Consider the following 26,066-nt stretch of genomic DNA (forward strand, 5'->3'; position numbering starts at 1 on the left):
GCTATGAGTGCACTGCGTGAAGGACTTGATCAGCGACAGGTTGGCCATAGAGGCGTTTGGGCGCGCAAAGAGACCATCCGACGAATATACCGCGATTATCACCGCAGATTGCTGGAGTTCTGTCCCCAAGGAAGACTGCTCGAGGTGGGAAGTGGTACGGCACACATAAAAGAGATCAGAAGCGACGTCGTTTCGACCGACATCCTGGGGTTTCCCGGCATAGATGTCGTGGGGGATGCGCATTCTCTCCCGTTCGCGAACGAATGCTTTTCCGGTGTGGTGATGATCGACGTACTTCATCACCTGGAGCGTCCAATCGAGTTCTTGAGGGAGGCAGGTCGAGTTCTTCGACGTGGCGGCCGGTTGGCGATGATCGAACCGGCCATGACCATGGTGGCTTACCCGTTTTATCACTACCTTCACGAGGAACCGGTTGATCTGAAGGTCGATCCGTTCGCCGCAGTGAGTCACGACCCCCTCAGAGACCCTTTCGACGCAAATCAGGCCATTCCCACGCTATTGTTCGCAACAGACCAGGCGCGGAAGCGGCTCGAAGCAGAGATCGAAACATTTCGCGTCGTTGAGGTGGATTGGCTGAGCTTGTTTGCGTATCCCCTCAGCGGAGGCTTCAAAGAGTGGTGTCTGATGCCGCCGAAATTGTTGGATCCGTTGTTGACGGTTGAGTCGGTGATGCCGAAGTTTGTGCGAAGGAATGCCGGATTTCGCATTCTCGCTGTGCTAGAGAAAGTGTAGCCTAGAAAAGACTTGCCCTGGAGCGCTTCAGGGACGGCAGCCCGGACGAGATGCGTGATTTTGATTGATACTTTCTCCGGCGCCATCTGAGATGCGCCACGCAACGCCTCAGCCGCGTGTCCTGCGGTTTTTTGCGCCAGTCAGATCTAGAGGCTGGACCTCAACGGCATTTGCAAGATGAAGCCCGCCGTGTTTTTTGACCGCCCCAGGGAGCGCCACCGCGAGACCGAGTACGGGTATGCAGCAGATCCTCGACGTCGGCCGTGGGGCGCGCGGGCTCGAGGAAGGGCCGCATTGACGATCATGCCAACTGGCGCGGCTACATCAGGACGCAGCTCAGATTCGCATTTCGAAGCAACATAAAGGGGCTGGGGATTTCGCGCTGCCTTAGCGAAGTGAGCAATGACATTCGTCCGCCGACGGATAATTTCTTGTTAGATTCAAGCCGATCGCACTGATGAGCGGTCTACGCCAGAGTCGCCACGCGGCGATAATTCAGAACGAGCTTCCCCCACTTTCGTCGCCTTCTGTTGCGCGCGGTTCACAATGCCCCCGGCAACACCCACTCCAATGACGTACATCCAGCCCTCGTGGAAATCGAAGAGATGGGAGTTAAATAACGAGGTGAAGATGTTCTGTACTACCACCAGCAGACCGATCCAGTAGGCTAGTCCGTCACCACGAAACAGCAGCAGATGTAGTATCCAGATCGCGTATAGAACGACGATGCCCATTATGCCCCATTGCACAGCCACATGCAGCGTCTGGTTATGCGGGTTCGGAAACACCCTGACACCTGGAACCCATGAGGGCTCTTTCGAGGCCCTCTCGAATAGTCCCTGCGAGGAGCCGGTACCATGTGTTGCGAAGGTGGCCTCAACGTTGTTGTTTTCGCGAAACGCGTTGAACTCTTTCAATAGGGACAACCGCCGCAGCTGCGCCCCACTGAGTAGTGATTCGAACAATGAGAGGGACCTCCCGTGCCTGAACATAAGCTTCCATGCTGACGGCGTGTTGGTCGAACCCGTAGGCTTGAAGACGGGCGTCGATGTCAGCTGCGGCGATCGGGTCCAGCTGATGCATTCTGAACGGTGTAGAATTCGGCAACTCTTCGCAATTCGGGAGAGTTGCCTGCCACATCAATGCGGCGGAGGATTATCTCGATTGCCTTCTGGCGGTACGTCGTTAGTAGCCTGTGACGCAGTACCCGATAGCGCTGGATTTCCCAAGATAACTCAGCGATGTCGATAACGAGCAGACATTCAATCGCGGATTGCGGATCAACATCGCGGAAGATTGCAGCCTGGAGTGCGCGTGAACGTCGCCGGATGTTTCTGAAGGATGTTCCCAGGGTTGAGACCGTACGGCCGCTGACACAGGCTGCTGGTCTGCCCCGCCTCGACAAAGGTGTTCTTGAGAGGAAGGCTGATCTTTGCCCAAGGCGAGCAGTCCGTCGCCGCCCTCCTGTAAGGCTAGCTCGCCCAAGAGCCGGTCCAGGAGCTCGGCGGAGCGTTCGGGCGACACACTGGGGGCCGGTTCAGGACGCCCCCAGGCGGCTTTCCTTTCGGCCCCGGCGGGCTCTGAGGCTCGCGGGCCGCCGGAGGCCCCGCCACGACATCAGGCGCATCCAAATCGTCTTCCCCCCCCCGGCAATTCCAACGAGGGCGAATAGGGCATAACGGCGGGCATAGGTCAGCGCTGCCCCCATCCGGTGCGGCGCTTCGACGTCCTTCGAGGCGCAGACCGGTAGATCCGAGGAGATCCATTCTCCGGAGGGTGGGCAAGCAGGGTGGTCAGATGGATCTGGCCGGTGATCTGCTCGATCCGGGTGGTCTGGATGGTGGCGATTTCCTGCTGGCTTAGCGTCTTGCGGACGATGTCGAGGCCGGAGACCAACGACGCGTAGCGGAAGGTTCGATCTTCCTCCCGCGGGAATGGCGACCGGATCACGGCGGTCAGGGTCTTCTCGGGATTCGTCAATTCGGCCTTGGCCCGGGCGAGGGCTCCCGCGATGGTCCCGATGCGCTCACTGGATTGATGCATGGGGTCCCTCCATCGCCTCGGCCTCGAAGCTGACCGCGCCGGACTTGGAGCGCTTGGCTTTGATCCCGTGCCCGGTCGCTTCCTTGGCGTCTTCCGGCATGAGTTTCTTCAAGTCGGCCTTCGCTGCCTCATGCTGCCCGTGCGCGTCTCGGGTTCGCAGATAGGTAGCTGCCAGTTCGGCCCATTGGTTGGAGGTGGACATATCGACGACTTTGACGGCCTCCAGCCTTTGGGCGGGGCGTCTCGATGTTGAACAGAACGGGCGGCTCGCCGCTCTGGACGCAGAGCCAGAACTTCTTCTCGGCAGTGAGGAGGAGATGCTGGTAGAGCGGGTCGGCGTGGATCTTGATCTCGACCCATTTGCCGCCCCCGGTGATGATCGAGAGCACCCATTGCGGGCGGCGATGACCCACATATCGTGCTGCAGCTGAGCCATATGCTTCTCGGCCGCCGCCTCCTCCGTGAAGGCCCAAGGCAGCATGAATTTGGCTTCGAAGAGGACGCCGGTCTGCTCGATGGTCCCATCCAGCGTTGCGGCCATCCATCTGTGCACGGGATGGCGAACACGCTTCTGGATGTCCTTGACCGTGTGACCGCTTGCGCGCTGGTACCAGGCGCGGTTCAAGACCTCCGTCATGGTGCCGAGCTGAACGATCAAATTGTCTGAGAGATCCTGCGGCTCCGCTTCGCCGCGTTTTTCGCGCCAAAGGCGGATCAAGCTCTCTTGATCATCCCCCATGATGATGCGGGCGTCTGAACCGCCGATGAAATGGCGGCGGTCGTTCGGGTTGAACCTGATGATATGATTTGGCGCGTCTGCGCCATTCGTTTGAACGGTAGTCACCGGTATCTCCTACGCAAGAACAAGCGGCTTTAAATGCCGCACTGCCCGAAGCCCCGCGTCCGCGAGGCGAGATACCGGCGCTATGATCGGCGTTGGCGCCCGGCCGACTCAGTAACGCTCCAATCGCACCGGAATGCCAGTCTTTTCTGCAGCAATCTTATTGCTCGTCTTAGCGGCAGGAATGGCTCTTGTTCTCACGCGCTTAGGGCAAGGACAACGGGAGGCGGACCAGCATCAAAGCGACAAAACGAAGCCAATTTACGCTTCAACAGCAAACAGCTGGATGCAAGAGGCGCGGCGCAGAGAAGGATCCTGTCCAACCGCGCGACTTGTTGAAATGTAGCAGTGATTGTCGGAAGATCAGCAGTATTCCTCCGAACGTGGGTAAGTGAGCTTTGAAGCGTCCAGCAGTTTTCTTTGATCGTGATGGCGTCCTCAATGAGGACGACGGCTATGCTTTTGATCCGGACAAGGTCCGGTGGGTGGAAGGAGCCCAACAAGCCGTAAAGGCAGTCAATGACGTTGGGTATTTTGCGTTTGTCGTAACGAACCAATCAGGGATTGCGAGGGGCTTTTACGAGGAGCGGCATGTTCGCAATTTGCACGAATGGATGTCGCGTGAGCTTGCTATTGGTGGTGCGCATATCGATGCGTTCGAGTTCTGCCCACACCACCCCGATGGACTGATCGAGCGATACCGTGTCGTCTGCAACTGTCGCAAGCCGCAGCCGGGGATGATTAGAGCTCTGCTTGAGCGATACCCGGTGGATATCGATGCTAGCTTCATGATCGGGGATAAGCAGAGCGACCTTGCTGCAGCGCAGGCGGCCGGCATCGCGGCCTATCTGTTTGATGGGTCTAACCTCCATACCTTCATCGCCCCGCTGTTGACGGTTTGGTCCCACGATCCTCATCAATTACTGTCGCATCGCGGAGTTGCGGGAACAGAGGATTGATGGCGTCGATTCACGGTCGACGGATCGGTCGATTGCTAGCTAGCGAGATCAAGGAGGGAAGTTGGCGTCAAAGCGACAAATCGAAGCCAGTCATGCAAACGCAGCGAAGAGTACCGGCCCGAAAACAAGTGCTGGCAAAGCAATATCGAGCCGCAACGCTTATCGGCATCGTTTATCTCGTTGGGACGATTCCGATGGTTCTGGTTTCGCCGGGTTCGATGCAGTGTTTGCGGAGGAGTTCAAAGGCGTGGGTATGGAGATCGCGCTTCAAGATCTGGCTCAAGCCAGGAATCGACAGGATCGCCTGCGAGCTCCTCGGCTAGGTCTGATCTTAGCTGTGATCGAGGGCGCTGAAAAAAACAAATGAGGCTTCTGCAGAGCTTGGAACGCTATGAGAAGGCTGCCCTGTCGCGGCAGCGGCGAGGGCTCAAACGCATGAAGCGGAACAACGGAGAAGACCTCAAGCTGGGCTGGGTATCGAAGCAGGAATTCAACAGTTCGGGCTCAAGCCGGAGAATAGCATCCCGATTGGACAGCATATGCATCACTGCTAGCATTTAGTTCGAAGACTTGGACGCTGCATGAACTACATTTTTCCCCTGCTGGCGGTGGTCATCACCATCGGTCTTTTCCTGCTCTACGCGATGGTGCGGCCGAACCTGCGTCGATCCCGACCCGCCGATGAGGTTCCTCACCGGCCCGATTCTAGTCTGAGATAGCCGACCAAGCTACTTGGATCGGCACTTCGGCGGGGAGCGACTATACGAGGCATCCAGCGGCCGGCGACGCGCAGCGGTGCATCGAAAAAACCGAAATTAAACTTGCGTCGTCGGGCAAAACAGTGGTTTTCATAGGGTGTGTTCAGACAATTTACCGTTCGTCCGCGATCACCTTGCCGTCGTTCGGCAGCACGCCGGGGCTGACCAGCTCGACGTTGCCGCCGAGCTTCGTCACGGCACGCAAGGTGCCGGCGATCTCCTCGCGCAACGTGTCACTCGCAGCCGTCGTTTCCGCTTTCAGCGTCATTGCGTCGGTCTCGCCCTGGCGCGTGACGACGAGACGTAGTCGTCCGAGCTCGGAATGGCGCTTGCCGATCTCGGCGACCTGCTCGGGCCGGACGAACATACCCTTGACCTTGGTGGTCTGGTCGGCGCGGCCCATCCAGCCCTTGATGCGCATGTTGGTGCGTCCGCACAGGCTGACGCCCGGCAGGGTCGCGGTGAGGTCGCCGAGCGCGAGCCGGATCCAGGGATGGTGCGGGTCGAGCGAGGTGACGACGATCTCGCCGACATCGCCCGGCGCAACCGGATCCCCGGTGCCGGGCTTGACGATCTCCAGGATCAAGTCCTCGTTCACGACCATGCCTTCGCGGGCTTCGGTCTCGAAGGCGATCAGGCCGAGATCGGCGGTGCCGAACGCCTGGTAGGCGTCAATGCCGCGCGCCTTGATCTCGGCCTGGAGCGAGGGCGGAAACGCCGCGCCCGAGACCAGGGCGCGCTTGATCGAGGAGACGTCACGGCCGGCGCTTGCCGCGGCATCGAGCAGGATCTTCAGGAAATCCGGCGTGCCGCTGTAGCCGACCGGCCGGTAAGCCTCGATCAGCTCGAACTGTTGTTCGGTATTGCCGGGACCCGCCGGGATCACGGCGCAACCGAGCGCGCGTGCCGATGCATCGAAGATGAAGCCGCCCGGGGTAAGGTGGTAGCTGAAGGTGTTGAGCACGATGTCGTCGGGGCGGAACCCGGCTGCGAACAGCGCCCGTGCGCCGCGCCAGGGGTCGGCCTGGCGTCCCTCCGGCTCGAAAATGGGCCCAGGGGAGGTGAAGAGGCGGGCGAACGACCCCGGCGCGGCCGCCACGAAGCCGCCAAAGGGCGTGGAAGCCTTGTGCAGCGCCGGCAGTTCCGATTTGCGCAGCACCGGCAGGCTCGCCAGCGCCTCTCTAGACCGCACTGAGGCGGGGTCGAGGCCCCTCAGCCGCTCGGCATAAGCTGGAGCGGCCATCGCGCCGCGCAGGACCTCCGGCAGCCGGGAAAACAGCTCGGCCTCCCGCGCGCCCTGGTCGCGCGTCTCGAGGGCGTCATAATGGGCGGTCATGGCTGATCTTTCGGAGTTGGCATGGTCCGTTGCACGCCGCCGCTGGCATCGGTATCAGACGGCCATTGGCGAGGCTTGAAGGGGACCCGATGGCGGACGAAGGAATTATTGCGGCGAACGAGGCGACGGACGTCGCCGCGCGCCTGAAACGCCGCATGATCGAGGAGGCGCTGCCGCTGTGGTCGACCGTCGGCTGGGATCACGCCACGGGCGGTTTCATCGACCGGCTGCACCGCGATGGCACGGCGGACGTGGCCGCGCCGCGGCGCGTGTTCGTGCAGGCGCGCCAAATCTACTGCTACGCCAAGGCCGCACAGATGGGCTGGTACCCCGAGGGGCGCGCCGTCGCGCTGAAGGGGTTGGAGCATCTGCTGGCCAAAGCGAAGGCGCCTGACGGCCGGCCCGGCTATGTGCACCGGCTGACGCCGGAGGGGGCGGTGCTGGATGCGCGGCGCGATGCGTACGATCACGCCTTCATCCTGTTTGCCCTCGCGACGGTCTACGCGCTCGACCAGGATGCGCAGGTCCGCGCCGAGATGGACGCGCTGCTTGCCTTCCTCGACGGCCATCTGCGCTCGCCGCATGGCGGCGTCCACGAAGGACTTCCGGTCTCGCTGCCGCGCCGGCAGAACCCGCACATGCATCTGTTCGAGGCGATGGTCGCGTGCTTTGAGGCGACCCACGATCTGTCGTTCCAGAACCGCGCCGGCGAGTTCTTTGCGCTGTTCCTCGCCAATCTCTATGACAAGCGGAAGTGTGTGCTTGGAGAATATTTCGAGGAGGACTGGTCGAAGATCGAGCCGATCAGCGTCGAGCCGGGTCACCAGGCGGAATGGGTCTGGCTTCTGAAGGGTTTCGAGCGCATCACGGGATGCCCGACAGGGCAGCGGCGCGCCGAACTGCTGGCGACCTCGCTGCGCTACCGCGACGAGGCCACGGGCTGCCTGATCGACGTGGGCGATGACGCCGGCAACATCCGCCGCAGCACGCGTCGGCTGTGGCCGCAGACTGAGATCGCGAAGGCGTGGATCGCGCAAGCCGAGTCCGGCGAGGCGGGCGCGGCGGATGAGGCGCGCGCAGCGCTGGTGAGGCTCGAACGGCATTATCTCAGCCATCCCGTGAAGGGCGGCTGGTACGATCAGTTCGACCGCGACGGCAAATCGCTGATCGACACCATTCCTGCGTCGTCGTTCTATCATGTTCTCTGCGCAGTCACGGAAGCGGAACAGGTGCTGGGCTAGGCTCGTCGTGGATCACAGCCAGCGCTTGCGCCGCTTGAAGCTCTTCAGGTTCTTGAAGCTCTTGCGCTGGTCGCCGGCGCCGCCGAGGTAGAATTCCTTGACATCCTCGTTGTCGCGCAATTCGTCCGCGGTGCCGTCGAGCACGACCTTGCCTTGCTCCATGATGTAGCCGTGGCTCGCCACCGATAGTGCGGCGCGCGCGTTCTGCTCGACCAGCAGGATGGTGACGCCGAGGTCGCGGTTGATCTTCTGGATGATCGAGAACACCTCCTTCACCAGCAGCGGCGACAGCCCCATGGACGGCTCGTCCATCAAGATCATCTTCGGACGCGCCATCAGCGCGCGGCCGATCGCAAGCATCTGCTGCTCACCGCCCGAGAGATAACCGGAAAGGCCGGTGCGTTCCTTCAGGCGCGGGAAGTAGTTGAAAACCATGTCGAGATCGGCATTGACCTCGCGGTCCCTGCGCGTGAAGGCGCCGAGCCTGAGGTTCTCCAGCGAGGTCATGTCGGCGACGATGCGCCGGCCCTCCATCACCTGGAAGATGCCGCGGCGCACGATCTTGTCGGGATCGATGCCGTTGATGCGGTCGCCCTCGAACAGGATCTCGCCGCGCGTGACCTCGCCGTCCTCCGTCTTGAGCAGGCCTGAGATCGCCTTCAGCGTCGTCGACTTGCCGGCGCCGTTGGCGCCTAACAGCGCCACGATCGCGCCCTTGGGCACATCGAGGCTGAGCCCGCGCAGCACCAGGATGACGTCGTCATAGACGACCTCGATGTTGCGCACGCTGAGGAGGGGCGGGGCGGGCACGATGCTGGGGTTGGGGCGCGTTGCTTCGGCGGTCTGGGTCATGCAGTCTTCTCCGCTGTCGTCACCCGCGAAGGCGGGTGACCCAGTATTCCAGAGACGCCCAACGTTCCCCGAGAGGCCGCGGCGTACTGGATCCCCCGCCTTCGCGGGGGATGACGATGGTGCGTGAGGCGAGCCGCGGGCTCACCACCCCAGCAATTCCGGCTTGCGCGGCAGTTCGACGGTCTTGACCTTTTCGAGCTTGATCGTGCCCTTGGCCATGAGGTCGTTGAGGTCGCCGTCGGTCGCACCTGAGACCTTGGTGCGATAGAGATCGACCTTCAGCGTGCCGCGGTGATCCTTGTCGGTCCAGGTCGAAGGATTGCAGACGCCGTCCATCCCGGCCGGCACCCAGTCCTTCTTCTGGTAGAAGCCCTTGGCGACGTTCTCCCCGGTGGCGCCGCCGTTCTTGGCGGCCCAATCGAGCGCTTCTTTCATGTACAGCGCCGAGCAGACAGCCGCGACGTAGTGCACGGGGCGATAGACCCTGCCGGTGGGATCGGACATCTTGGAGATCTCCATCAGGGTCTTCATGCCGGGCGCATCGCCGCCCCAGCTCACAGCGGTGCGCAGCGGGAAGATCACGCCGTTCGCAGCATCGCCCGCGGTCTTGGCGGCGTTCTCGTCCATGCCCCAAACATTGCCGAGAAACTGGACCTCGACGCCCGCGGTCTTGCAGGCCTTCATCACCGAGATGTTGGAGGCCGCGGTGTTGCCGAGATAGGCGTAGTTGGCGCCCGAAGATTTCAGGCTGAGGCACTGCGCGCTGTAGTCACCGGGCGAGAGCGCGAACACCAGCGGAGGCAGCACCTCGAAGCCGAGCTCCTGTGCTATGGCTTCGCCGGCGGCCTTCGGCGCGTTCGGATAGGGATGGTTGGCGCCCATGTGCACGAATTTCGGCTTGCCGGACTTGCCCTTGGCCTTCCAGTCCTCGGCCGCCCACATCAGCATCGCGCGCAGCGAGTCCGAATAGCTCGGGCCGTAGAAGAAATTGTAGGGAGCGGGCTTGGCCTTGCCGCTGACGCCTTCGGGATCGGTCAGTGCGGCGGCATAGGAGCCGGACATGTCGGGAATCTTGTCCTGTGCGAGGAAGCCGGTCAGTGCCTCGGTGTCCGCGGTGCCCCAGCCCATGATCGCAGCGACTTTCGAGTCCGGCGCCGACCACTTCTTGTAGAGCGCGATCGCCCGCGGCACCTGGTAGCCATAGTCGTTGGTGTCGACGTTGAGCTGCTTGCCACCGACGCCGCCGTTCTTGTTGACCCAGGCGAAGGTATCGGTGACGGCCTGTCCATAGGGCGTGCCGACGTCGGAGGTGCCGCCGGAATAATCGGCAAGATGTCCGAGCGCGATCTGCGCCTGCGCGCTTGCCGAGAATGCGGCGATCGCAAGCGCGAGTGATGCGGTGCTCAAAAGGGACTTCATCGTCATGGGGTCGGTTCCTCCTGTTATTGTTTAAGTGAAGTTTCCGCGCTCAATGCGAGAACGGGTAGAGTTTCCAATAAGCCTTGATCTGCCGCCAGCGATGCGCGAGCCCATCGGGCTCGAACATCAGGAACGCGATGATGATCACCCCGATCGCGATCTCGCGCAGGAAGGTGATGTTGGTGTTGAGCGAGAGCGCCTTGTCGATCGCGCCGCCTTTCAAATGCAGACTGAGGAATTCCATCGATTCCGGCAACAGCACCACGAAGGCGGTCCCCATCAGCGTGCCCATGATCGAGCCGGTGCCGCCGATGATGATCATGGCCAGGAACAGGATCGAGCGCTCGATGCCGAAACCTTCCTGGGAGACCACGAGCTGGTAATGCGCATAGAGCGCACCGGCGATGCCGGCGAAGAACGCGGCGAGGCCGAACGACAGCGTGCGGTACTTGGTGAGGTTGATGCCCATGATCTCCGCGGAGAGATAATGGTCGCGGATCGCCACCAGCGCGCGGCCGTCCCGCGTGCGCATCAGATTGGTGACGAGGATGTAGCTCGCCAGCACATAGGCCAGCACCACGTAGAAATACTGCCTGTCGCCGCGCAGCGTATAGCCGAAGATCGAGAACGGCTCGGCGCTCGCCGGCACTGATCCGCCCGAGAACCATTCGGCGCGCGAGAAGAAGTCGAGCAGGATGTATTGCGCGGCCAGCGTAGCGATGACGAGGTAGAGCCCCTTCAACCGCGCCGCCGGAATACCGAAGATCAGCCCGACCAGCGCGGTGACAATGCCGGCGAGCGGGATTGCGAAGAACACCGGAATCGGCGCGTTGTTGGAGATATAAGCCGAGGTGAAGGCGCCGAGCAGGAAGAACGCGGCGTGGCCGATCGAGATCTGGCCGGTGAAGCCGACCAGGATATTGAGGCCCAACGCCGCGATCGAGAAGATGCCGATCTGGATCAAAATGCTGAGCCAGTAGCCGCTGAAGAATTGCGGTGCGAGGCACAGCAGCAGCACGCCGGCGATCGCAAAATTGCGGCTGGTCGTGGTCGGGAAGATCGTGGTGTCCGCGGCGTAAGTGGTGCGGAAATCACCAGCGGGGATGAGGGCAGGGCCGGCCATGGGTTAGATCCGCTCGATGTCGTGGGTGCCGAACAGGCCGTAGGGCTTGATCATCAGCACGATGATGAGGACGTAGAACGGCGCGATCTCGTAGAGATTGCCCCAGTGCAGGTACTCGCTGTCGACATATTGCGCGACGTTTTCGAGTAGCCCGATGATGATGCCGCCGAGCACGGCGCCGCCGACGGAATCGAGCCCGCCGAGGATCGCTGCCGGAAACACTTTTATGCCGTAGGCCGCAAGGCCGGAGGACACGCCGTTGACCACCGCAACGACGACACCTGCGACGGCCGACACCGTCGCCGAGATTGCCCAGGCCATCGCAAACACGCTCTTGACGGAAATGCCGAGCGACTGCGCGACCTGCTGATTGAATGCGGTGGCCCGCATCGCAAGGCCATATTTGGAGGCGCGGAAGAACCAGGCCATGCCGATCATCATCGCGACCGACACCACGAGGCTCATGACGTAGACGGTCTGGATCTGGAGTCCGAACAGGCTGACCGACTGGCTCTCGAACACGCGCGGGAACGGCTGCGGATTGACGCCGAACATCCATTTCAGCGTTGCCTGGAGCACGGTGGAGAGGCCGATCGTCACCATGATGACCGAGATGATGGGCTCGCCGATCATCGGCCGCAGGATCAGGACCTGGACCGCGATACCGAACACGAACATGAACACCAGCGTGATCGGCATGCCGATCCAGAACGGCACCTGGTATTTCGCCAACAGCGCCCAGCACACCCAGGCGCCGACCAGCAGCAGCTCGCCTTGCGCGAAATTGACGACCTGCGTCGCCTTGTAGATCAGCACGAACGACATCGCGACCACGCCATAGAGCGTGCCGACCACGAGGCCGTTGACCAGGAGCTGGAAGAGGAAGGCGGTGTTCATGTGATATGCTGTCCTTCGCCTCTCCCCGCGTGCGGCAGGGCTATCGCATATGATCTCTTGGAGCAGCCGGAGCAAGCGCCTCGTCCTTCGAGACGACCGCTCCGCGGTCTCCTCAGGATTAGGCTAATTGGCATCGGGCCCGTTGAAACTGCTGCTGCATACTCCGCCCTCATCCTGAGGAGCCCGCCAAAGCGGGCGTCTCGAAGGATGGGCCGCAGGGAAGCCGCTTCCATATGAGATTGCCCTGCCGCAAGCGGGGAGAGGCGAAGGGCAGCAGCGTGCGCATCGGTAGACTGTTTCACTCCGCAGCCTCCGCCATGTGCCCATGTCCGCCCAAATCCACCACACGCAACATCGTGCGCACGCGCTGTGTGGTGCCGTCCTGGAAGCGGATCACTGTGTCGACGGGGATGTCGGCATCGCCGCGGTAGATGGCGTCGATGATCCCTGCGTATTTCTCGTTGATGACCCCGCGGCGCACCTTGCGGGTGCGGGTGAGCTCGCCGTCGTCGGCATCCAGCTCCTTGTAGAGCAGCAGGAAGCGTGAGATGCGCTGGGCAGGCGGCAGCGTCGCGTTGACGGTCTCGACCTCCTTCTGAAGCAGCGCGTAGACCTCAGGCCGCGAGGCGAGGTCGCTGTAGGTCGTGAACGAGAGCCGGTTCTTCTCCGCCCATTTCGAGATGATGGAGTAGCGGATGCAGATCATGGCGGCGAGCGCGTCGCGGCCGGCGCCCAGCACCACGGCCTCCGCGATATAGGGCGAGAATTTCAGCTTGTTCTCGATGAACTGCGGCGAGAAGCGCTCGCCGCGTGAGGTCTCGGCGAGATCCTTAATGCGGTCGATGACGACGAGCTGACCGTTGTCATTGAAATAGCCGGCATCGCCGGAACACATCCAGCCGTCCTTGATGTCGGCGACGCTGGCCTCGGGGTTCTTGTAATAGCCGAGGAACATGTTGGGGTGCCGCACCACGATCTCGCCGACGCCGTGCACGTCGGCATTGTCGATCCGGATTTCGACGCTGTCGGCCATCGGTACGCCTGTCGTGTCAGGATCGACCTTGCCCTCGGGATGCAGCGTATAGGCCCCTAACAGCTCAGTCTGGCCGTAGAGCGTGCGCAGCGGCACGCCCATCGCCTGGAAGAACTTGAAGGTATCAGGGCCGAGCGCCGCGCCGCCGGTCGCGGCCGAGCGCAGACGGGTGAAACCGAGCCGGTCGCGCAGCGCGCGGAACAGGATCGCATCGGCAAAACCCGAGCGCTTACCCTGCGCGAGTGCGGCGAGACCCGATTTCATTCCGACGTCGAACAGACGCTGCTTCAACGGCGTTGCGTCCATCACCTTGGCACGGACATCGGCGGCGATCGATTCCCAGACGCGTGGCGCGAACAGCACGAACGTCGGCGCGATCTCGCGCAGATCGTTCATCATGGTGTCGGGCTCTTCGACGAAGTTGATTTTCATCCGGCACAACAGGCCTTTGCCGAGCACGTAAACCTGTTCCATGATCCAGGGCAACGGCAGCACGGAGACGTACTCGTCGTCAGGTCCCTTAGGGTCGAAGGCGAGATAGGTCGCGCAATGGCCGAGCACGCGGCCGGCGGCGAGCATCGCGAGCTTCGGGTGCGAGGTGGTGCCCGACGTCGTGCAAAGGATCGCGACGTCCTCACCGTTGGTTGCATCCACGAGCCGGTCGTAAAGCTCCGGCTCCCGAGCGGCGCGCGTGCGGCCGAGCTCGGCGAATTTTTCGGCTGACATCAGCCTGGGATCGTCATATTTCCGCATGCCGCGCGGATCGGAATAGATGATGTGCTTCAGCTTCGGCACGCGCTCGGCAAGCGCGAGCAGCTTGTCGACCTGCTCCTCGTCCTCGGCGAAGACGAGCTGTGCCTCGCCATAGGTCAGGAGATAGGCGGCTTCCTCGTCCAGTACGTCGCGATAGAGCCCGAGGCTCAGCCCGCCAACGGCATGGGTCGCGACTTCCGCCGCGACCCAGTCCGGCCGGTTGTCGCCGATGATGCCGATGACGTCGCCGCGGCCGAGGCCGAGCTCGACGAGCCCGAGCGCGAAGTCGCGCACCCGCGTCTGGTAGTCGTTCCAGTTGAACAGGCGCCAAAGCCCGAGATCCTTCTCGCGCAGCGCGATCTCGTTGCCATGCTCCTTCGCGTTGAGCCGGAGCATCTTGGGATAGGTGTCAGCCTGCGCGACGCGTCCTGCGTAATCCATCATGCCGCGCTCTCCTGCGCCGGCGGGGCGTCGTCCGGATCGACCAGCACCTCGTCTTCTTCCCCAAGGTAGGCGCGCTTGACGTGAGGATCGGCGAGGACCGCCGCGGGATCGCCCTCGGCGATCTTCTTGCCGAAATCCAGCACCATGACGCGGTGGGAGATGTCCATCACCACGCCCATGTCGTGCTCGATCATCACCACCGTCATCCCGAACTCCTCGTTGAGATCGACGATGTAGCGGGCCATATCTTCCTTCTCCTCGAAGTTCATGCCGGCCATGGGCTCGTCGAGGAGGATGAGGCGCGGCTCCAGCGCCATGGCGCGGGCGAGCTCCACGCGCTTGCGCAGGCCATAGGAAAGGGTGCCGGCGGTGGCTTTTCGCACCGATTGGAGATCGAGGAAGTCGATGATCTCCTCGACCTTGCGGCGGTGCTCGAGCTCCTCCTTGCGCGCGCCGGTGAGCCAGTACAGCGAGCCCGTGAGGAAATTGTTCTTCAGCAGGTGATGCCGGCCGACCATGATGTTGTCGAGCACGCTCATGTGGTGGAACAGCGCCAGATTCTGGAAGGTGCGGCCGATGCCGAGCGAGGCGCGGGCAGTCGGCGTCAAACCGGTGATGTCGCGGCCCTGGTAGAAGAGCTGGCCTTCGGTCGGCTTGTAGCGACCGGAAATACAGTTCACGATCGAGGTCTTGCCGGCGCCGTTGGGGCCGATGATCGAGAACAGCTCGCCTTCCCTGATGGCGAAGCTGACATCGGTCAGCGCACGGACGCCACCGAATCGCAAGGACACGCCGCGCACTTCGAGACTAGCCACAAACAAATCCCTCCCGGTGATGGCGCATTCAGTGGCGCTCTTCATCCGTTGTTTTCGAACGATCCTAGTACGGTCGTCCCGGTGAGGCCATGCAGCCATTGGTCTCGACCGGACCCCGCGCCGCCTTCGTCCCCATCAGGGATCAAAAGCCGCATCGCCCAAGGTGGCTCTCAATACGGGAAAGCGCTATTTTGAAATGTCTTCGGCCTGACAATTCGGTGACAAAGTTTTTCGGGCGGGTGCGGCGTCCATCTTTCGTCGGATGGCCGCCGAGGTGATCATGTTGCAGTGCAACAGAAGCGCGGAGTGACGAAACGGTGCGGCTGGCCTCTCCATCATGATTTCAGAGGATCATCTGAAGCGCATCGCCGCCTGGTCGCGCGAGCTCACGGAGGCCGAGATCGAGGTCGCACGCGCCGGAGTCAGCGAGCGGTCCTACGGCACCGGCGAGACCGTGTTCATGCGCGGCGACAGCTTCGACTATTGGGCCGGCATGGTCTTTGGCCTCGCCCGGATGGGCGGCGTGTCGCGCGACGGCAAGGAGACGAGTCTTGCCGGGCTGACGGCAGGCGCCTGGTTCGGCGAAGGCAGCGTGCTCAAGAACGAGCCGCGACGCTACGACGTGGTCGCGCTGCGCGACAGCCGGGTCGCACTGATGGAACGCAGCGCCTTCATGTGGCTGTTCGAGAACAGCGTCGGCTTCAATCGCTTCCTGGTCCGCCAGCTCAACGAGCGGCTTGGCCAGTTCATCGGCATGCTCGAGGTCAACCGCACGCTTGACGCCACCGCCCGCCTTGCCCGCAGTATCGCCTCGCTGTTCAACCCGATCCTCTATCCCGAATCGACTGCGCATCTGGAGATCACCCAGGAGGAGATCGGTGCGCTTTCCGGCATGTCCCGCCAGAACGCCAACCGCGCGCTGAACCGGCTGGAGAAAGAGGGGCTGCTGCGGCTGGAATATGGCGGCGTCACCATCCTCGCTATCGAGCGGCTGCGCAGTTACGGGGATTAGCGCGCGTTCGCGGGGGCGTGCACCGGCCAGAGGTCGGCGCGCCAGCGGACCGCGATCGCCAGCATCGCGATGATACCTGCGGCGGCATAAAGCGATCCCGTCGCGGAATAGCCGATGACATCGATCAGGCTGCCGGCCGCGAGCAATCCGAGCGGCAGGCCGTAGATCACCATCATGCGGACGCCCATGACGCGACCGCGCAGATGTGCGCTGGCCGTCCGCATCAGGATCACGGCTGCCGAGATCATCGACATGCTCTGCGCAATACCGGCGAGGACGAGGCAGGCCATCGCCACCGGCATGGTCCTGATCTCGACGAACACCAGCAGCATGGCGTACCAGGCCAGCGTCGCGCCGATCAGGAGCCGGGCAATGCGCAATCCGCCGACCAGGCTGAGCGTGATGGAGCCGGTCAGCGAGCCGACTGCGAAGCTCGCCGAGAGATAGCCGAGGCCGGTCTGGTCGGTCTGAAAGATCTCCCGCGCGATGTAGGGCAGCAATCCTCCGGTGAAAGGAAACGCGGTGAGATTGGCCAGGAAGGCGACGCATAGCGCGGCGCGCATTCCCGGGCCGTTCCAGGCGTAGACGATCCCCTCCTTGAGGTCGCCAAATAGTCGGGAAACGGCGTGGCTGTTGGCCGGGAGATCGCTCGTGGTGAGGGTCCTTTTCGGCCGGGTCAGGCAAAGCATGAGCAGCGCAGCCACGAGGTAGAGGCAGGCGATCGCCACATAAACGAGGCCGATGCCGAGGAGGGCGAACAGTCCGGCGCCCGTCAATGCTCCGGCGATGCGGGCGCTGTCCTGGGTGGTGCGCGCAACGCTGATGGCGCCGACCAGTTGCTCCGCCGGCATGATCTCGGCAAGCAGCGCCCCCCGGACGCCGAGATCGGAGGGACGAATCAGGCCCATGATCGCGACGATGATCATGACGCTCAGCGGCGACAAATGACCGGTCAACGCCAGAACCATGATGGTCGACGAGAGCACCGTGTAGGCAAGCCGCATCGCGACCAGCAGGTCGCGATGACCCATGCGGTCGCCGATCATACCGAATACCGGCGCGACCAGGGTCCCGACGAACTGGAGTGATGCCAGCACGGTGAGCAGCAGCACCGAGCCGGTCTCGACCAGGATGTACCAGCCGAGCACCAGCGTCTCGACCTCGAACGCCCAGGAGGTGAGCAGGTCGGACGGCCACTGGAAGCGATAGTTGCGGATGCGGAATGGCGCGAGCGCGGAAGGTCGTGCGGATGTGCTCAAGATGCGATGACGGGTTTCACGGCGATTCCCTGCCTTCTTTTATTTATTCTTCTGTTTGGAAGGGTAGCCCCGGCGATGGCCCTGTCAATTGATGCTACCGCATGCCACCATGCTTTGCCGACGACGTGCGGTGCGCCAGTGCGTCCGCAGCATTGCTTCGTCGCCCATGCTGAGAGGTAGACTACCGCCGCTTGCTCTTCAGGCGCGCAGAGCCCATTCTGGCCTGCATCCTGGGACCCATTCGGTAGGGGTCAGCAGATCACGCCATCGCGGCTTCCGCGAGGTCTTGAGCCATGAACTGCTCGGGTTGTGGTTTCGAGGTTCAGAGCGGCTTTGCCTTCTGCCCGAAGTGCGGCACGAAGCAGCCGAACGCGTGCCCCGGGTGCGGCTTTCCATGTGCACCGGATTTTGTCTACTGCCCGAAATGCGGCTCCCTCATCGGCGGGGCCACCAACGACGGCGGACAGGCATCGGCGCAGACGAGCCCGGCGACACTCCCAATCAGATCGTCTTCGCCACCGCTCCTGCAGACGGCTCAACACGCATTTCGACCGCAACCGGACAATGTCGATAGCGAAGCAAACCGCCGCACCATCACCGTGCTGTTTGCCGACCTCAGCGGCTTCACTGCGATGAGCGAGCGGCTCGATCCAGAGGTCATGCAGACGCTTCAGAACCAGTTGTTCGAGGAGTTGACGGCCGCGGTGCAGAGCTTTGGCGGCTTCGTGGACAAGTTCATCGGCGATGCGCTGCTCGCGCTGTTTGGTGCGCCGACTGCGCACGAAGACGACCCCGAGCGGGCGGTCCGCGCTGCCCTCGACATGATCAGCCGGACGGCGCGCCTCAGCGAGCGCGCGAAGGCCTATGCCGGTTCACCGTTGCAGCTCCATGTCGGCATCAACACCGGCCACGTCGTCGCGGGTGGGTTAGGCGTGGGCGTTGCCAAATCCTATTCGGTGACCGGCGATACCGTGAATACGGCGCAACGATTGCAGTCGATGGCGTCTCCGGACGAGGTGCTGGTCGGGCCGTTGACCCACCGTCTGACGCGGCATGCGTTCTCCTATGATTCGCTCGGAGAGATCTCGCTCAAGGGCAAGATGGGCAGCGTTCTGGTCCATCGTCTGAGGGGACCGCTCGATACGCCCCGCGCGGCACGCGGCCTCGACACGCTGGGCCTCGATGCACCACTGATCGGGCGCGACGCCGAGCTTGCGCGCGTGATCGGCAGCCTTGATCGCGCGTGCGGCGGAGCGGCTCAACTGGTGCGGCTGGTTGGCGAAGCGGGCATTGGGAAAACGCGACTGGTGAACGAATTCGTCGCCCGCATCCGCGATGAGGATCGTTTCGCAGGCGTGGCGATCCGACGGGCGGTCTGCTCGCCGCTCGGCGAACAGTCCTACGGGGCACTCGCCGCCGTGCTGCGTAGCGCCTATGGCATCGCACAGAAGGCCGGCGCCGCGGAGGCAGAGACGAAAGTTGCGGAAGCGCTATCGGAGCTCGGCCTCGCGGCCGAGGAGGCCGACCGCCTGATGCCTCTCTACTTGCACGTTCTTGGCCTTGGCGATCCCAACGCCGTGCTGAGGCACGTCGAACCGGAACAGCTCCGGCGGCAGATCTTTTTCGCGATCCGTACCGTCTTCGAACGCCGCCTCGCCTTGTCGCCGCTCCTGATCATCGTCGAGGATCTGCATTGGGCCGACGCGGTGTCGCTTGAAGCGTTGCGGTTCCTGATGGACCGGCTGGAGCGGACGCGGCTGATGCTGCTGTTTACACATCGGCCAGCGCTGGTGGATCAGTTCGGTTCGAGCAGGATCAGTCACACGACCATTCGGCTGCCTCCGCTTGGCGATGCTGACGGACGAAGGCTGCTCGCGGCGTATTTCAGTCACGGTTGGCGGGAACCGCCGGGACATTTGTTCACCCGAATCCTCGATCGCGCAGGCGGAAATCCGCTTTTCCTCGAGGAGATCATCCGCGGTCTCATCGAAGGCGGGGCCCTGGAGCGTGACGGCGCGCAGTGGCGGATGAAATCGGATGAGGTCGCTGCGGATATTCCAGCAAGCATTCAGGCGTTGTTGCTGGCGCGCCTCGACCGGTTGCCGCATCAGGTGCGCCAAGTGGCCCAGGAGGCTGCGGTGATCGGTCCGCGCTTTGATGCGGCTGTTCTCGGTGCGGCGGCAACCGAGCCGGCAAGGGTCGAAGCAGCGCTCGAACTTCTGTGCGACGCCGAACTCATCGAGGAGGTCGCGGGCTCGAGCTCGATGTCGCTGCGGACCTATCGCTTCACGCAGACCATGCTTCAGGACGTGATCTATCAAAATCTGCTTCTGCAGCGTCGGGTCGAGCTCCATGGACGGATTGGCGCCGCGCTGGAGCGGCTCTATGGCAAAGAGCCCGAGCAACTCGAAGATCTCATCTTGCTCGGACATCACTTCAGTCTGAGCGCGAGCAAGTCGAGAGGCGCGCGCTATTTGCGCGCGGCTGGCGATCGCGCACGTGCGAGCTATGCCAACGACGATGCCCTCCGTTTCTATCAGCAATCCCTCGCCGTGCTGTCGACCGCCGGCGAACGGGAGCCGGAACGCCTGATCCTGTACGAGCGCGTCGCGGACCTCTGTTGCGTGGCTGGCCGCCGACGCACCGCCGAGGAGCACTACCAGAGTGCGCTGGAGGGGCACCGCACGGCAGGGGACCGTATCGGCGAGGCGCGCATTCTTCGCAAGCTCGGCCGATTGTTGTGGGACGCCGGCAAGCGCGTCAGGGCAGAGACGCACTATGCCGAGGCGGCTGAACGGCTTGGCGGGACCAACGCGCCGATCGAATGGGCACACCTCTTGGAGTGGGCTCACCTCCAGCAAGAGCGCGGCCGTCTTGCGTTCCGCGTGGGCGATCACGTCGCCGCCGCGCGGTGGGCGGACGAAGCGCTCGGCTACGCGCGGTCGGTGCCGCCCGATGCCGGCGAGCAAGCCGGGTTCGAGGCGGCGCGCGCCATTGCGGAGGCGCTCAACACCAAGGCGGTTGCGCTGGCGCGGCTTGGGCGACACCAGGAGGCGGTGAACGAGGTGGAGCAAAGTGTCGCGGCAGCCGAGGCCGCCGGCCTCCTCAACGTGGCGTGCCGCGGCTACACCAACCTTGGCGTGCTCTACACGATCGTCGACCCGGCGCAAGCCATGGCGGTTTGCCGGCGCGGCCTCGATGTCGCGAATCGTATCGGCGATCTCGGCTTCCAGGCGCGCCTTCTGGCCAACCTTGCCGTCGCCTGTTGCACCTTCACGGACAGATGTACCGAGGAGGGGGTGCCGGCTGCCGAAAAGGCGATCGAGATCGACCGCGCGCTCGATCAGCGCGAGCATCTCCCGGTACCCTTGATCGTGCTCGGGCAGATCCATCAATGCCACTTCCGCCCCGACATGGCCGCGCGCTGCTACAACGAGGCCATCGAGGTGGCGAGCGAGACCGGCGAGCCGCAGCAGCTGTTTCCGTGCTATGATGGTCTTGCAACACTGAACCTTGATCGAGGCGACATGCCCGAGGCCGAGCGGTATTTCGCGCTGGCCCATGATGTCTGCGCCCGGCACGGGCTCGATCCCGCAGGGCTGATCGTACTGCCGTTCCTTGACTAGCCAATGTGAGGGAGTTCAACCATGTCAGACCGTCATGTAGATGGAACACTTCAGCCGGGCGATCGTGCACCGAACATCGTCCTGGACGCCATCACACGCGAAGGAAAGATCGCGCTCGAGGATTATCGCGGGCATAGTCCCATACTGGTGGGCCTGTTTCGTGGCCTGCACTGCCCGTTTTGCCGGCGCCATATCGCGGCGCAGGCGCAGCTTGATGGCGCGCTGCGCGGGAAGGGGATCGAAAGTCTCACGGTCGTCAACACGCCGATCGACCGGGCGCGGCTCTATTTCCGCTACCATCCATTGCCCAATCTGCTCGCCGCGTCCGACCCCGATCGGGTCTCGCACCGCGCATTCGGCCTGCCCAATATCGAGTTCACGGAGAACGAAACCGAGTGGCCACGCAAAGTGGGCATGGACGCGGTCATGAGCATGCAAGTGGATATGCCCGGCGAGTTGCCCAGCCCGATGAACCGGCCGGCAGCCGCGGAGTACCTGAACAAGAAGGACGGTTACGAGATGACCGAAGCCGACCAGCGTATGGCGGCAACAGGCACAGGGCAGCTGTTTGGCCAGTTCCTGCTCGACCGGGAAGGGATCGTGCGCTGGACGTTCACCGAGGTTCCCGGCGGCGGCCAACGCATGTTCGGAGCGCCGAGCCCACAGGAGCTGATGTCGGCCGCCTCACAGGTGGCAGGCTAGGCATCTTGGCGATTAACCTGCCACCCTCGGTCGTTTCTCGGCGAGCGCCGCAGCCATCGCCGAGATCAGCGGGCGCATGAAATAATGATCTTCCACCGGCGAGACGTCAGTGCGCAATCCGTGCGCGGCGAGCTCGCCCGAGACCGCCGGGCCGACTGAAGCAATCAGCGTCCGTTCGAGCCCAGCGCGTAGGCGCGCCTCGCTGCCATGCGCCTTCGCGGCCTCGAACAGTCGGCGGACCTGGCCGAGATTGGTCAGCGCGATGGAATCGATCCGCCCCTCGGCCATTTCGTCGATCGCGGCGACGATATTGGCATCTGCCGCCTTGGAATCGTAGACATAGGGCAGCACGGTATCGACCTCGGCGCCTTGCGCGGCGAGCGCGCCGGTCAGCGCGCTGTGGTCCTTGTCCGGATAGAGCTGGAGACCGAGACGGCGGCCCTTCAGGTCGAGCCTGCCCAGCATCTCGATCACGCCCTCGGTGGTCGGCTTCTCCGTGGTCTGCTGCGCATCGAGGCCAACCTCGCGCAGCGCCTTACCGGGCTTCGGGCCGCGGGTGAATTTTCGCGATTTGGCAAGCGCTGCCACGAGAGCCTGATCGAGCCCACGAGCGACGGCGAGCTTCATGATCCGACGCAGGCCTTCGCCGGTCATCAGCACGAGGTCATCGAACGGTTTGTCGATGGCGCGGCGGATCCAGGCTTCGACCGGCGCCGGGTCCGGCGCATCGTGGATGGTGAACATCGGGCACTGCACGACCTCGGCGCCTTGCTCGGCCAGAAGCTTCGCAAACTGCGCCTCCTCACGCGTTTCCAGGATCAGGATGCGGGTGCCGTTCAAGCGGTCGGCCATGGGCGTGCTCCGGTCAAAAATCGCAATGGTACGTTCATCCTGACTCTGCGCCCGGGATTGGCGCAAGAGTGGGTCAGTGCTAGAGCGGGGCGCAAATCGCGGGTCGTTCCGCCTCGTTTGCCCAAACCTTCATCAAGAGCCATGCCTTATCATCAATATGTCCTGACCCTGTCCTGTCCGGATCGTCCCGGCATCGTCTCGGCGGTGTCAACGTTCCTGGCCCACAACGGGCAGAACATTCTCGACGCCCAGCAGTTCGACGACGTCGAGACCAAGAAATTCTTCATGCGCGTGGTGTTCACCGCGGCTGATCTCGCCGTGGAACTGTCGGCGCTCCAGACCGGCTTTGCCGCGATCGCCGAACGTTTCGGCATGGAATGGCAGATGCGCGACCGCGACGCGCATCGCAAGGTGATGCTGCTGGTGTCGAAGTCCGACCACTGCCTGGTCGACATCCTCTATCGCTGGCGCACCGGCGAATTGCCGATGATCCCCACGGCGATCGTCTCCAACCATCCGCGCGAGGTCTATGCCGGGCTCGATTTCGGCGGCATTCCGTTCCACCACCTGCCTGTGACCAAGGAGACCAAGCGCGAGCAGGAAGCGCAGATCCTCGACCTCGTGGCCAGCACGGGCACCGATCTCGTCGTGCTCGCCCGCTACATGCAGATTCTGTCGGACGATCTGTCGGCGAAGCTTTCCGGCCGCTGCATCAACATCCACCATTCATTCCTGCCGGGGTTCAAGGGCGCAAAGCCGTATCACCAGGCCCATGAGCGCGGCGTCAAGCTGATCGGCGCCACCGCGCATTACGTCACGCGCGATCTCGACGAGGGCCCGATCATCGACCAGGACGTCGAGCGCATCAGCCATCGCGATACGCCGGAGGATCTGGTCCGCAAGGGCCGCGACATCGAGCGCCGCGTGCTCGCCCGCGCGATCCGCTACCATCTTAACGACCGCGTCATCCTCAACGGTCGCAAGACCGTGGTGTTCGTGGATTGAGTTGTTCACCTCTCCCCGCGTGCAGCAGGGCAATCGCATATTTGACCGATTTCGCCTGTGGCCATCCTTCGAGACGCCCGCCGTTGGCGGGCCCTCAGGATGACGACCAGGTGCGCGGCACTCGTTTCAATAAGCGCCTATGCCGCTTAGCCTCATTCTGAGGAGACCGTGAAGCGGTCGTCTCGAAGGACGAGGCGCGCGCTCAGGTCGCGCAAAGCGCCATATACGATTGCCCTGCCGCGTGCGGAAAGAGGGGGCGCACAATCTTAACGCACCGCGTTGCCCGACGTTGTCCCCGTCGCGCCCTTCTGGGCCTGCTCTTCCTTTTCGCGATCGGCTGCCGGCAGCAGCCGCTTGCGTTCGCGCTCCTTCATGTAGGCGTCGTATTGCGGCGTGCCCGGGCGCGGCGGGGCGTCGGCCGGCAGGCCACCGGCCCATTGCGGGACGTAGTCGCCCATGCCGGCGGAGAGCTTTTCGTTGACCGTGCCGCAGCCTGCAAGGTTCAAAGCCAGCAGAGCGACGACGGCAGCGATCGAAAGCGAACGGAAACGCATGAGCATCTTCTACTTCGTGCCCGATCGGGCACGTGTGATGGGACGCCGAACGGGCGCGAGCGGCGGACTGTAGTCCTCAATAAGCAAAATTGGCCTATTCGAAGACAGATTCTTTTGTATACACGAAGGTATTATAATAGGTTTACTTTGCGCCTTGAGAGGGCCATCCTAGCTGGTATGGTATACATAGCGTATTCACTAGCCGGGAGATCAGCCTGCATAACCGTGAGGGCTCAACGGCAAAAGCATTCGGGGATGTTCGAATTCTGCAAATGAGAGGCGGAATTCTCCATCACGCTGCCGTGGCGCCCTCTTAGAGCGCCGCATCAAATTCGCGGCAAACTGGCTTGAGCAACGAAGGGCTTTTTCGTTGACAAGACCATTTTATTTGTACAATCGTACAAATCTCCCTGCTGTCGTCGACGGGACCGCGCGCTTGCGCCGAATGGTCGCCCAACGTCCGATTGACAACGGGGTTGCAGAGGACGCCATGTGGCCGCACGGCATGGCTTGTCCGCGAGTTAAAGCGCGGCAAGGACCGGGCACTTGGTTCAGGGCACAAAGTCGGGAATTAAGGGGAGGGAGATCTGATGTTCGTACGCAAACCATTTTCTTGGGCCGCCGCGGTGGCTGCCATCTCGGGCCTCGCTGCCATCGCGCCTGCGAAGGCGCAGGACGCCGTCAAAGTCGGTCTGATCCTGCCGATGACGGGCGGCCAAGCCTCGACCGGCAAGCAGATTGAGAACGCGATCAAGCTCTACATGCAGCAGAAGGGCGACACCGTCGCCGGCAAGAAGGTCGAGATCATCCTCAAGGACGACGCCGCGATTCCCGACAAGACCAAGACCGCCGCGCAGGAGCTGATCGTCAACGACAAGGTCAACTTCATCGCCGGCTTCGGCGTGACGCCCGCCGCGCTCGCGGCCGCGCCGCTTGCAACGCAAGCCAAGATCCCGGAAGTCGTCATGGCGGCCGGCACCTCCATCATTACCGAGCGTTCGCCCTACATCGTGCGCACCAGCTTCACGCTGGCGCAGTCCTCCACCATCATCGGCGACTGGGCGGTGAAGAACGGGATCAAGAAGGTGGCGACGCTGACCTCGGACTACGCGCCGGGCAATGACGCGCTGAACTTCTTCAAGCAGCATTTCACCGCCGGCGGCGGCGAGGTGGTCGAAGAGGTCAAGGTGCCCTTGCAAAATCCTGATTTCGCGCCGTTCCTGCAGCGCATGAAGGACGCCAAGCCCGATGCGATCTTCGTGTTCGTGCCGGCGGGGCAGGGCGGCAACTTCATGAAGCAGTATGCCGAGCGCGGTCTCGACAAGGCCGGCATCAAGGTGATCGGACCCGGTGACGTCACCGACGACGACCTGCTCAACAACATGGGCGATGCTGTGCTAGGCACGGTCACCGCGCATCTGTACTCGGCGGCGCATCCTTCGCAGATGAACAAGGATTTTGTCGCCGCTTACAAGAAAGCGTTCGGCAACCGTCCGGGCTTCATGGCCGTGAGCGGCTATGACGGCATGCACCTGATCTACGAAGCGCTGAAGAAGACCGGTGGCGACACCAACGGCGATAAGCTGATCGAAGCCATGAAGGGTCAAAAGTGGGAGAGCCCGCGCGGCCCGATTTCGATCGACCCCGAGACCCGCGACATCGTGCAGAACATCTATATCCGCAAGGTCGAGAAGGTCGACGGCGAGCTCTACAATGTCGAGTTCGCGACCTTCGAGGCCGTCAAGGATCTCGGCAAGACCAAGAAGTGACGCGCGAAAGCGCGTCATCC

General features: G+C 62.8%; 22 protein-coding genes and 2 pseudogenes. 10 read left to right on the top strand and 14 right to left on the bottom strand.

From position 1 onward, the window contains the following. Positions 1 to 3: 3 nt before the first annotated feature. On the top strand, positions 4 to 753 hold the full coding sequence (locus BLV07_RS26610; protein WP_176945768.1) for a class I SAM-dependent methyltransferase: 750 nt from the start codon (positions 4 to 6) through the stop codon (positions 751 to 753). 440 nt (positions 754 to 1,193) lie between these two features. Here BLV07_RS26610 and BLV07_RS26615 read toward each other — a convergent pair. The 4 genes and pseudogenes from BLV07_RS26615 to BLV07_RS26630 all read right to left on the bottom strand — a co-directional run. Continuing rightward, positions 1,194 to 1,631: pseudogene (locus BLV07_RS26615) on the bottom strand (O-antigen ligase family protein); the annotation flags it as partial. 659 nt (positions 1,632 to 2,290) lie between these two features. Continuing rightward, on the bottom strand, positions 2,291 to 2,515 hold the full coding sequence (locus BLV07_RS50380; protein ID WP_502690223.1) for an ERF family protein: 225 nt from the start codon (positions 2,513 to 2,515) through the stop codon (positions 2,291 to 2,293). After that, a complete protein-coding gene (locus BLV07_RS50385) occupies positions 2,446 to 2,796 on the bottom strand; it encodes a hypothetical protein (RefSeq protein WP_502690222.1) in 351 nt (116 codons plus the stop codon). Before BLV07_RS50385 ends, BLV07_RS50380 begins: the two co-directional genes overlap by 70 nt. Further along, positions 2,780 to 3,598 (bottom strand): annotated as a pseudogene (locus BLV07_RS26630) (YqaJ viral recombinase family protein). The gene BLV07_RS50385 and the pseudogene BLV07_RS26630 overlap by 17 nt, the downstream one beginning before the upstream one ends. 437 nt (positions 3,599 to 4,035) lie before the next feature. Between BLV07_RS26630 and BLV07_RS26635 the strand changes: the two are divergent. The 3 genes from BLV07_RS26635 (at position 4,036) to BLV07_RS47745 (ending at position 5,315) form a co-directional block, all read left to right on the top strand. Then, the gene (locus tag BLV07_RS26635) at positions 4,036 to 4,596 is read left to right on the top strand and encodes a D-glycero-alpha-D-manno-heptose-1,7-bisphosphate 7-phosphatase (protein ID WP_091891841.1); all 561 of its coding nucleotides are present in this window, start codon (positions 4,036 to 4,038) and stop codon (positions 4,594 to 4,596) included. Between the two features lie 61 nt (positions 4,597 to 4,657). Further along, on the top strand, positions 4,658 to 4,963 hold the full coding sequence (locus BLV07_RS26640) for a hypothetical protein (RefSeq protein ID WP_143035499.1): 306 nt from the start codon (positions 4,658 to 4,660) through the stop codon (positions 4,961 to 4,963). 214 nt (positions 4,964 to 5,177) lie between these two features. Further along, on the top strand, positions 5,178 to 5,315 hold the full coding sequence (locus tag BLV07_RS47745) for a hypothetical protein (RefSeq protein ID WP_176945769.1): 138 nt from the start codon (positions 5,178 to 5,180) through the stop codon (positions 5,313 to 5,315). Between the two features lie 151 nt (positions 5,316 to 5,466). On the opposite strand, the gene BLV07_RS26650 is transcribed toward BLV07_RS47745, so the two are convergent. Beyond that, complete coding sequence (locus BLV07_RS26650; protein WP_143035500.1) at positions 5,467 to 6,690, bottom strand: phenylacetate--CoA ligase family protein; 1,224 nt, start codon at positions 6,688 to 6,690, stop codon at positions 5,467 to 5,469. 89 nt (positions 6,691 to 6,779) lie between these two features. On the opposite strand from BLV07_RS26650, the gene BLV07_RS26655 reads away from it, so the two are divergent. Continuing rightward, positions 6,780 to 7,931: an AGE family epimerase/isomerase gene (locus BLV07_RS26655; RefSeq protein ID WP_176945770.1), complete on the top strand. Its 1,152-nt coding sequence runs from the start codon at positions 6,780 to 6,782 to the stop codon at positions 7,929 to 7,931. A gap of 12 nt (positions 7,932 to 7,943) precedes the next feature. Here BLV07_RS26655 and BLV07_RS26660 read toward each other — a convergent pair whose 3' ends face one another. The 6 genes from BLV07_RS26660 to BLV07_RS26685 form a co-directional block, all read right to left on the bottom strand. Continuing rightward, the gene (locus BLV07_RS26660; protein WP_091891852.1) at positions 7,944 to 8,783 is read right to left on the bottom strand and encodes an ABC transporter ATP-binding protein; all 840 of its coding nucleotides are present in this window, start codon (positions 8,781 to 8,783) and stop codon (positions 7,944 to 7,946) included. A 141-nt stretch (positions 8,784 to 8,924) separates the two neighbouring features. Beyond that, positions 8,925 to 10,208: an ABC transporter substrate-binding protein gene (locus BLV07_RS26665; protein ID WP_091891854.1), complete on the bottom strand. Its 1,284-nt coding sequence runs from the start codon at positions 10,206 to 10,208 to the stop codon at positions 8,925 to 8,927. 43 nt (positions 10,209 to 10,251) lie between these two features. Then, positions 10,252 to 11,325 carry a branched-chain amino acid ABC transporter permease gene (locus BLV07_RS26670; RefSeq protein WP_091891857.1) on the bottom strand — a complete coding sequence of 358 codons (1,074 nt, stop codon included), beginning with the start codon at positions 11,323 to 11,325 and terminating at the stop codon, positions 10,252 to 10,254. A 3-nt stretch (positions 11,326 to 11,328) separates the two neighbouring features. Then, a complete protein-coding gene (locus BLV07_RS26675; RefSeq protein ID WP_091891860.1) occupies positions 11,329 to 12,222 on the bottom strand; it encodes a branched-chain amino acid ABC transporter permease in 894 nt (297 codons plus the stop codon). A gap of 298 nt (positions 12,223 to 12,520) precedes the next feature. Beyond that, a complete protein-coding gene (locus BLV07_RS26680) occupies positions 12,521 to 14,452 on the bottom strand; it encodes a long-chain fatty acid--CoA ligase (protein WP_091891863.1) in 1,932 nt (643 codons plus the stop codon). After that, positions 14,449 to 15,312, bottom strand: coding sequence for an ABC transporter ATP-binding protein (locus BLV07_RS26685; protein WP_091891866.1), 864 nt, complete (start codon positions 15,310 to 15,312; stop codon positions 14,449 to 14,451). The genes BLV07_RS26680 and BLV07_RS26685 overlap by 4 nt, the downstream gene beginning before the upstream one ends. Positions 15,313 to 15,604: 292 nt before the next feature. Here BLV07_RS26685 and BLV07_RS26690 point away from each other — a divergent pair, with 292 nt between their 5' ends. Next, positions 15,605 to 16,279 (top strand): Crp/Fnr family transcriptional regulator, encoded by a 675-nt coding sequence (locus BLV07_RS26690; protein ID WP_091891868.1) that lies wholly within the window; start codon positions 15,605 to 15,607, stop codon positions 16,277 to 16,279. On the opposite strand, the gene BLV07_RS26695 is transcribed toward BLV07_RS26690, so the two are convergent. Continuing rightward, the gene (locus BLV07_RS26695) at positions 16,276 to 17,538 is read right to left on the bottom strand and encodes an MFS transporter (RefSeq protein WP_091891871.1); all 1,263 of its coding nucleotides are present in this window, start codon (positions 17,536 to 17,538) and stop codon (positions 16,276 to 16,278) included. The genes BLV07_RS26690 and BLV07_RS26695 overlap by 4 nt on opposite strands. A 293-nt stretch (positions 17,539 to 17,831) precedes the next feature. Here BLV07_RS26695 and BLV07_RS26700 point away from each other — a divergent pair, with 293 nt between their 5' ends. Together BLV07_RS26700 and BLV07_RS26705 are read left to right on the top strand one after the other, a co-directional pair. Beyond that, positions 17,832 to 21,164, top strand: a complete 3,333-nt coding sequence (locus tag BLV07_RS26700; RefSeq protein ID WP_091891874.1) for an adenylate/guanylate cyclase domain-containing protein — start codon at positions 17,832 to 17,834, stop codon at positions 21,162 to 21,164. Positions 21,165 to 21,185: 21 nt separating this feature from the next. Continuing rightward, positions 21,186 to 21,866, top strand: a complete 681-nt coding sequence (locus BLV07_RS26705; RefSeq protein ID WP_091891877.1) for a peroxiredoxin-like family protein — start codon at positions 21,186 to 21,188, stop codon at positions 21,864 to 21,866. A 12-nt stretch (positions 21,867 to 21,878) separates the two neighbouring features. Here BLV07_RS26705 and BLV07_RS26710 read toward each other — a convergent pair whose 3' ends face one another. Then, the gene (locus tag BLV07_RS26710) at positions 21,879 to 22,718 is read right to left on the bottom strand and encodes a uroporphyrinogen-III synthase (protein ID WP_091891881.1); all 840 of its coding nucleotides are present in this window, start codon (positions 22,716 to 22,718) and stop codon (positions 21,879 to 21,881) included. A gap of 141 nt (positions 22,719 to 22,859) precedes the next feature. On the opposite strand from BLV07_RS26710, the gene purU reads away from it, so the two are divergent. After that, the gene (gene purU / locus BLV07_RS26715) at positions 22,860 to 23,723 is read left to right on the top strand and encodes a formyltetrahydrofolate deformylase (RefSeq protein WP_091891884.1); all 864 of its coding nucleotides are present in this window, start codon (positions 22,860 to 22,862) and stop codon (positions 23,721 to 23,723) included. Between the two features lie 266 nt (positions 23,724 to 23,989). Here the strand turns inward: purU and BLV07_RS26720 are convergent, their stop codons facing one another. Continuing rightward, on the bottom strand, positions 23,990 to 24,283 hold the full coding sequence (locus BLV07_RS26720; protein WP_091891887.1) for a hypothetical protein: 294 nt from the start codon (positions 24,281 to 24,283) through the stop codon (positions 23,990 to 23,992). Positions 24,284 to 24,867: 584 nt separating this feature from the next. On the opposite strand from BLV07_RS26720, the gene BLV07_RS26725 reads away from it, so the two are divergent. Continuing rightward, complete coding sequence (locus BLV07_RS26725) at positions 24,868 to 26,046, top strand: ABC transporter substrate-binding protein (protein ID WP_091891890.1); 1,179 nt, start codon at positions 24,868 to 24,870, stop codon at positions 26,044 to 26,046. Positions 26,047 to 26,066: the final 20 nt, after the last annotated feature.

It is taken from the genome of Bradyrhizobium sp. Rc2d (assembly GCF_900099855.1).
Classification (GTDB): Bacteria; Pseudomonadota; Alphaproteobacteria; order Rhizobiales; family Xanthobacteraceae; genus Bradyrhizobium.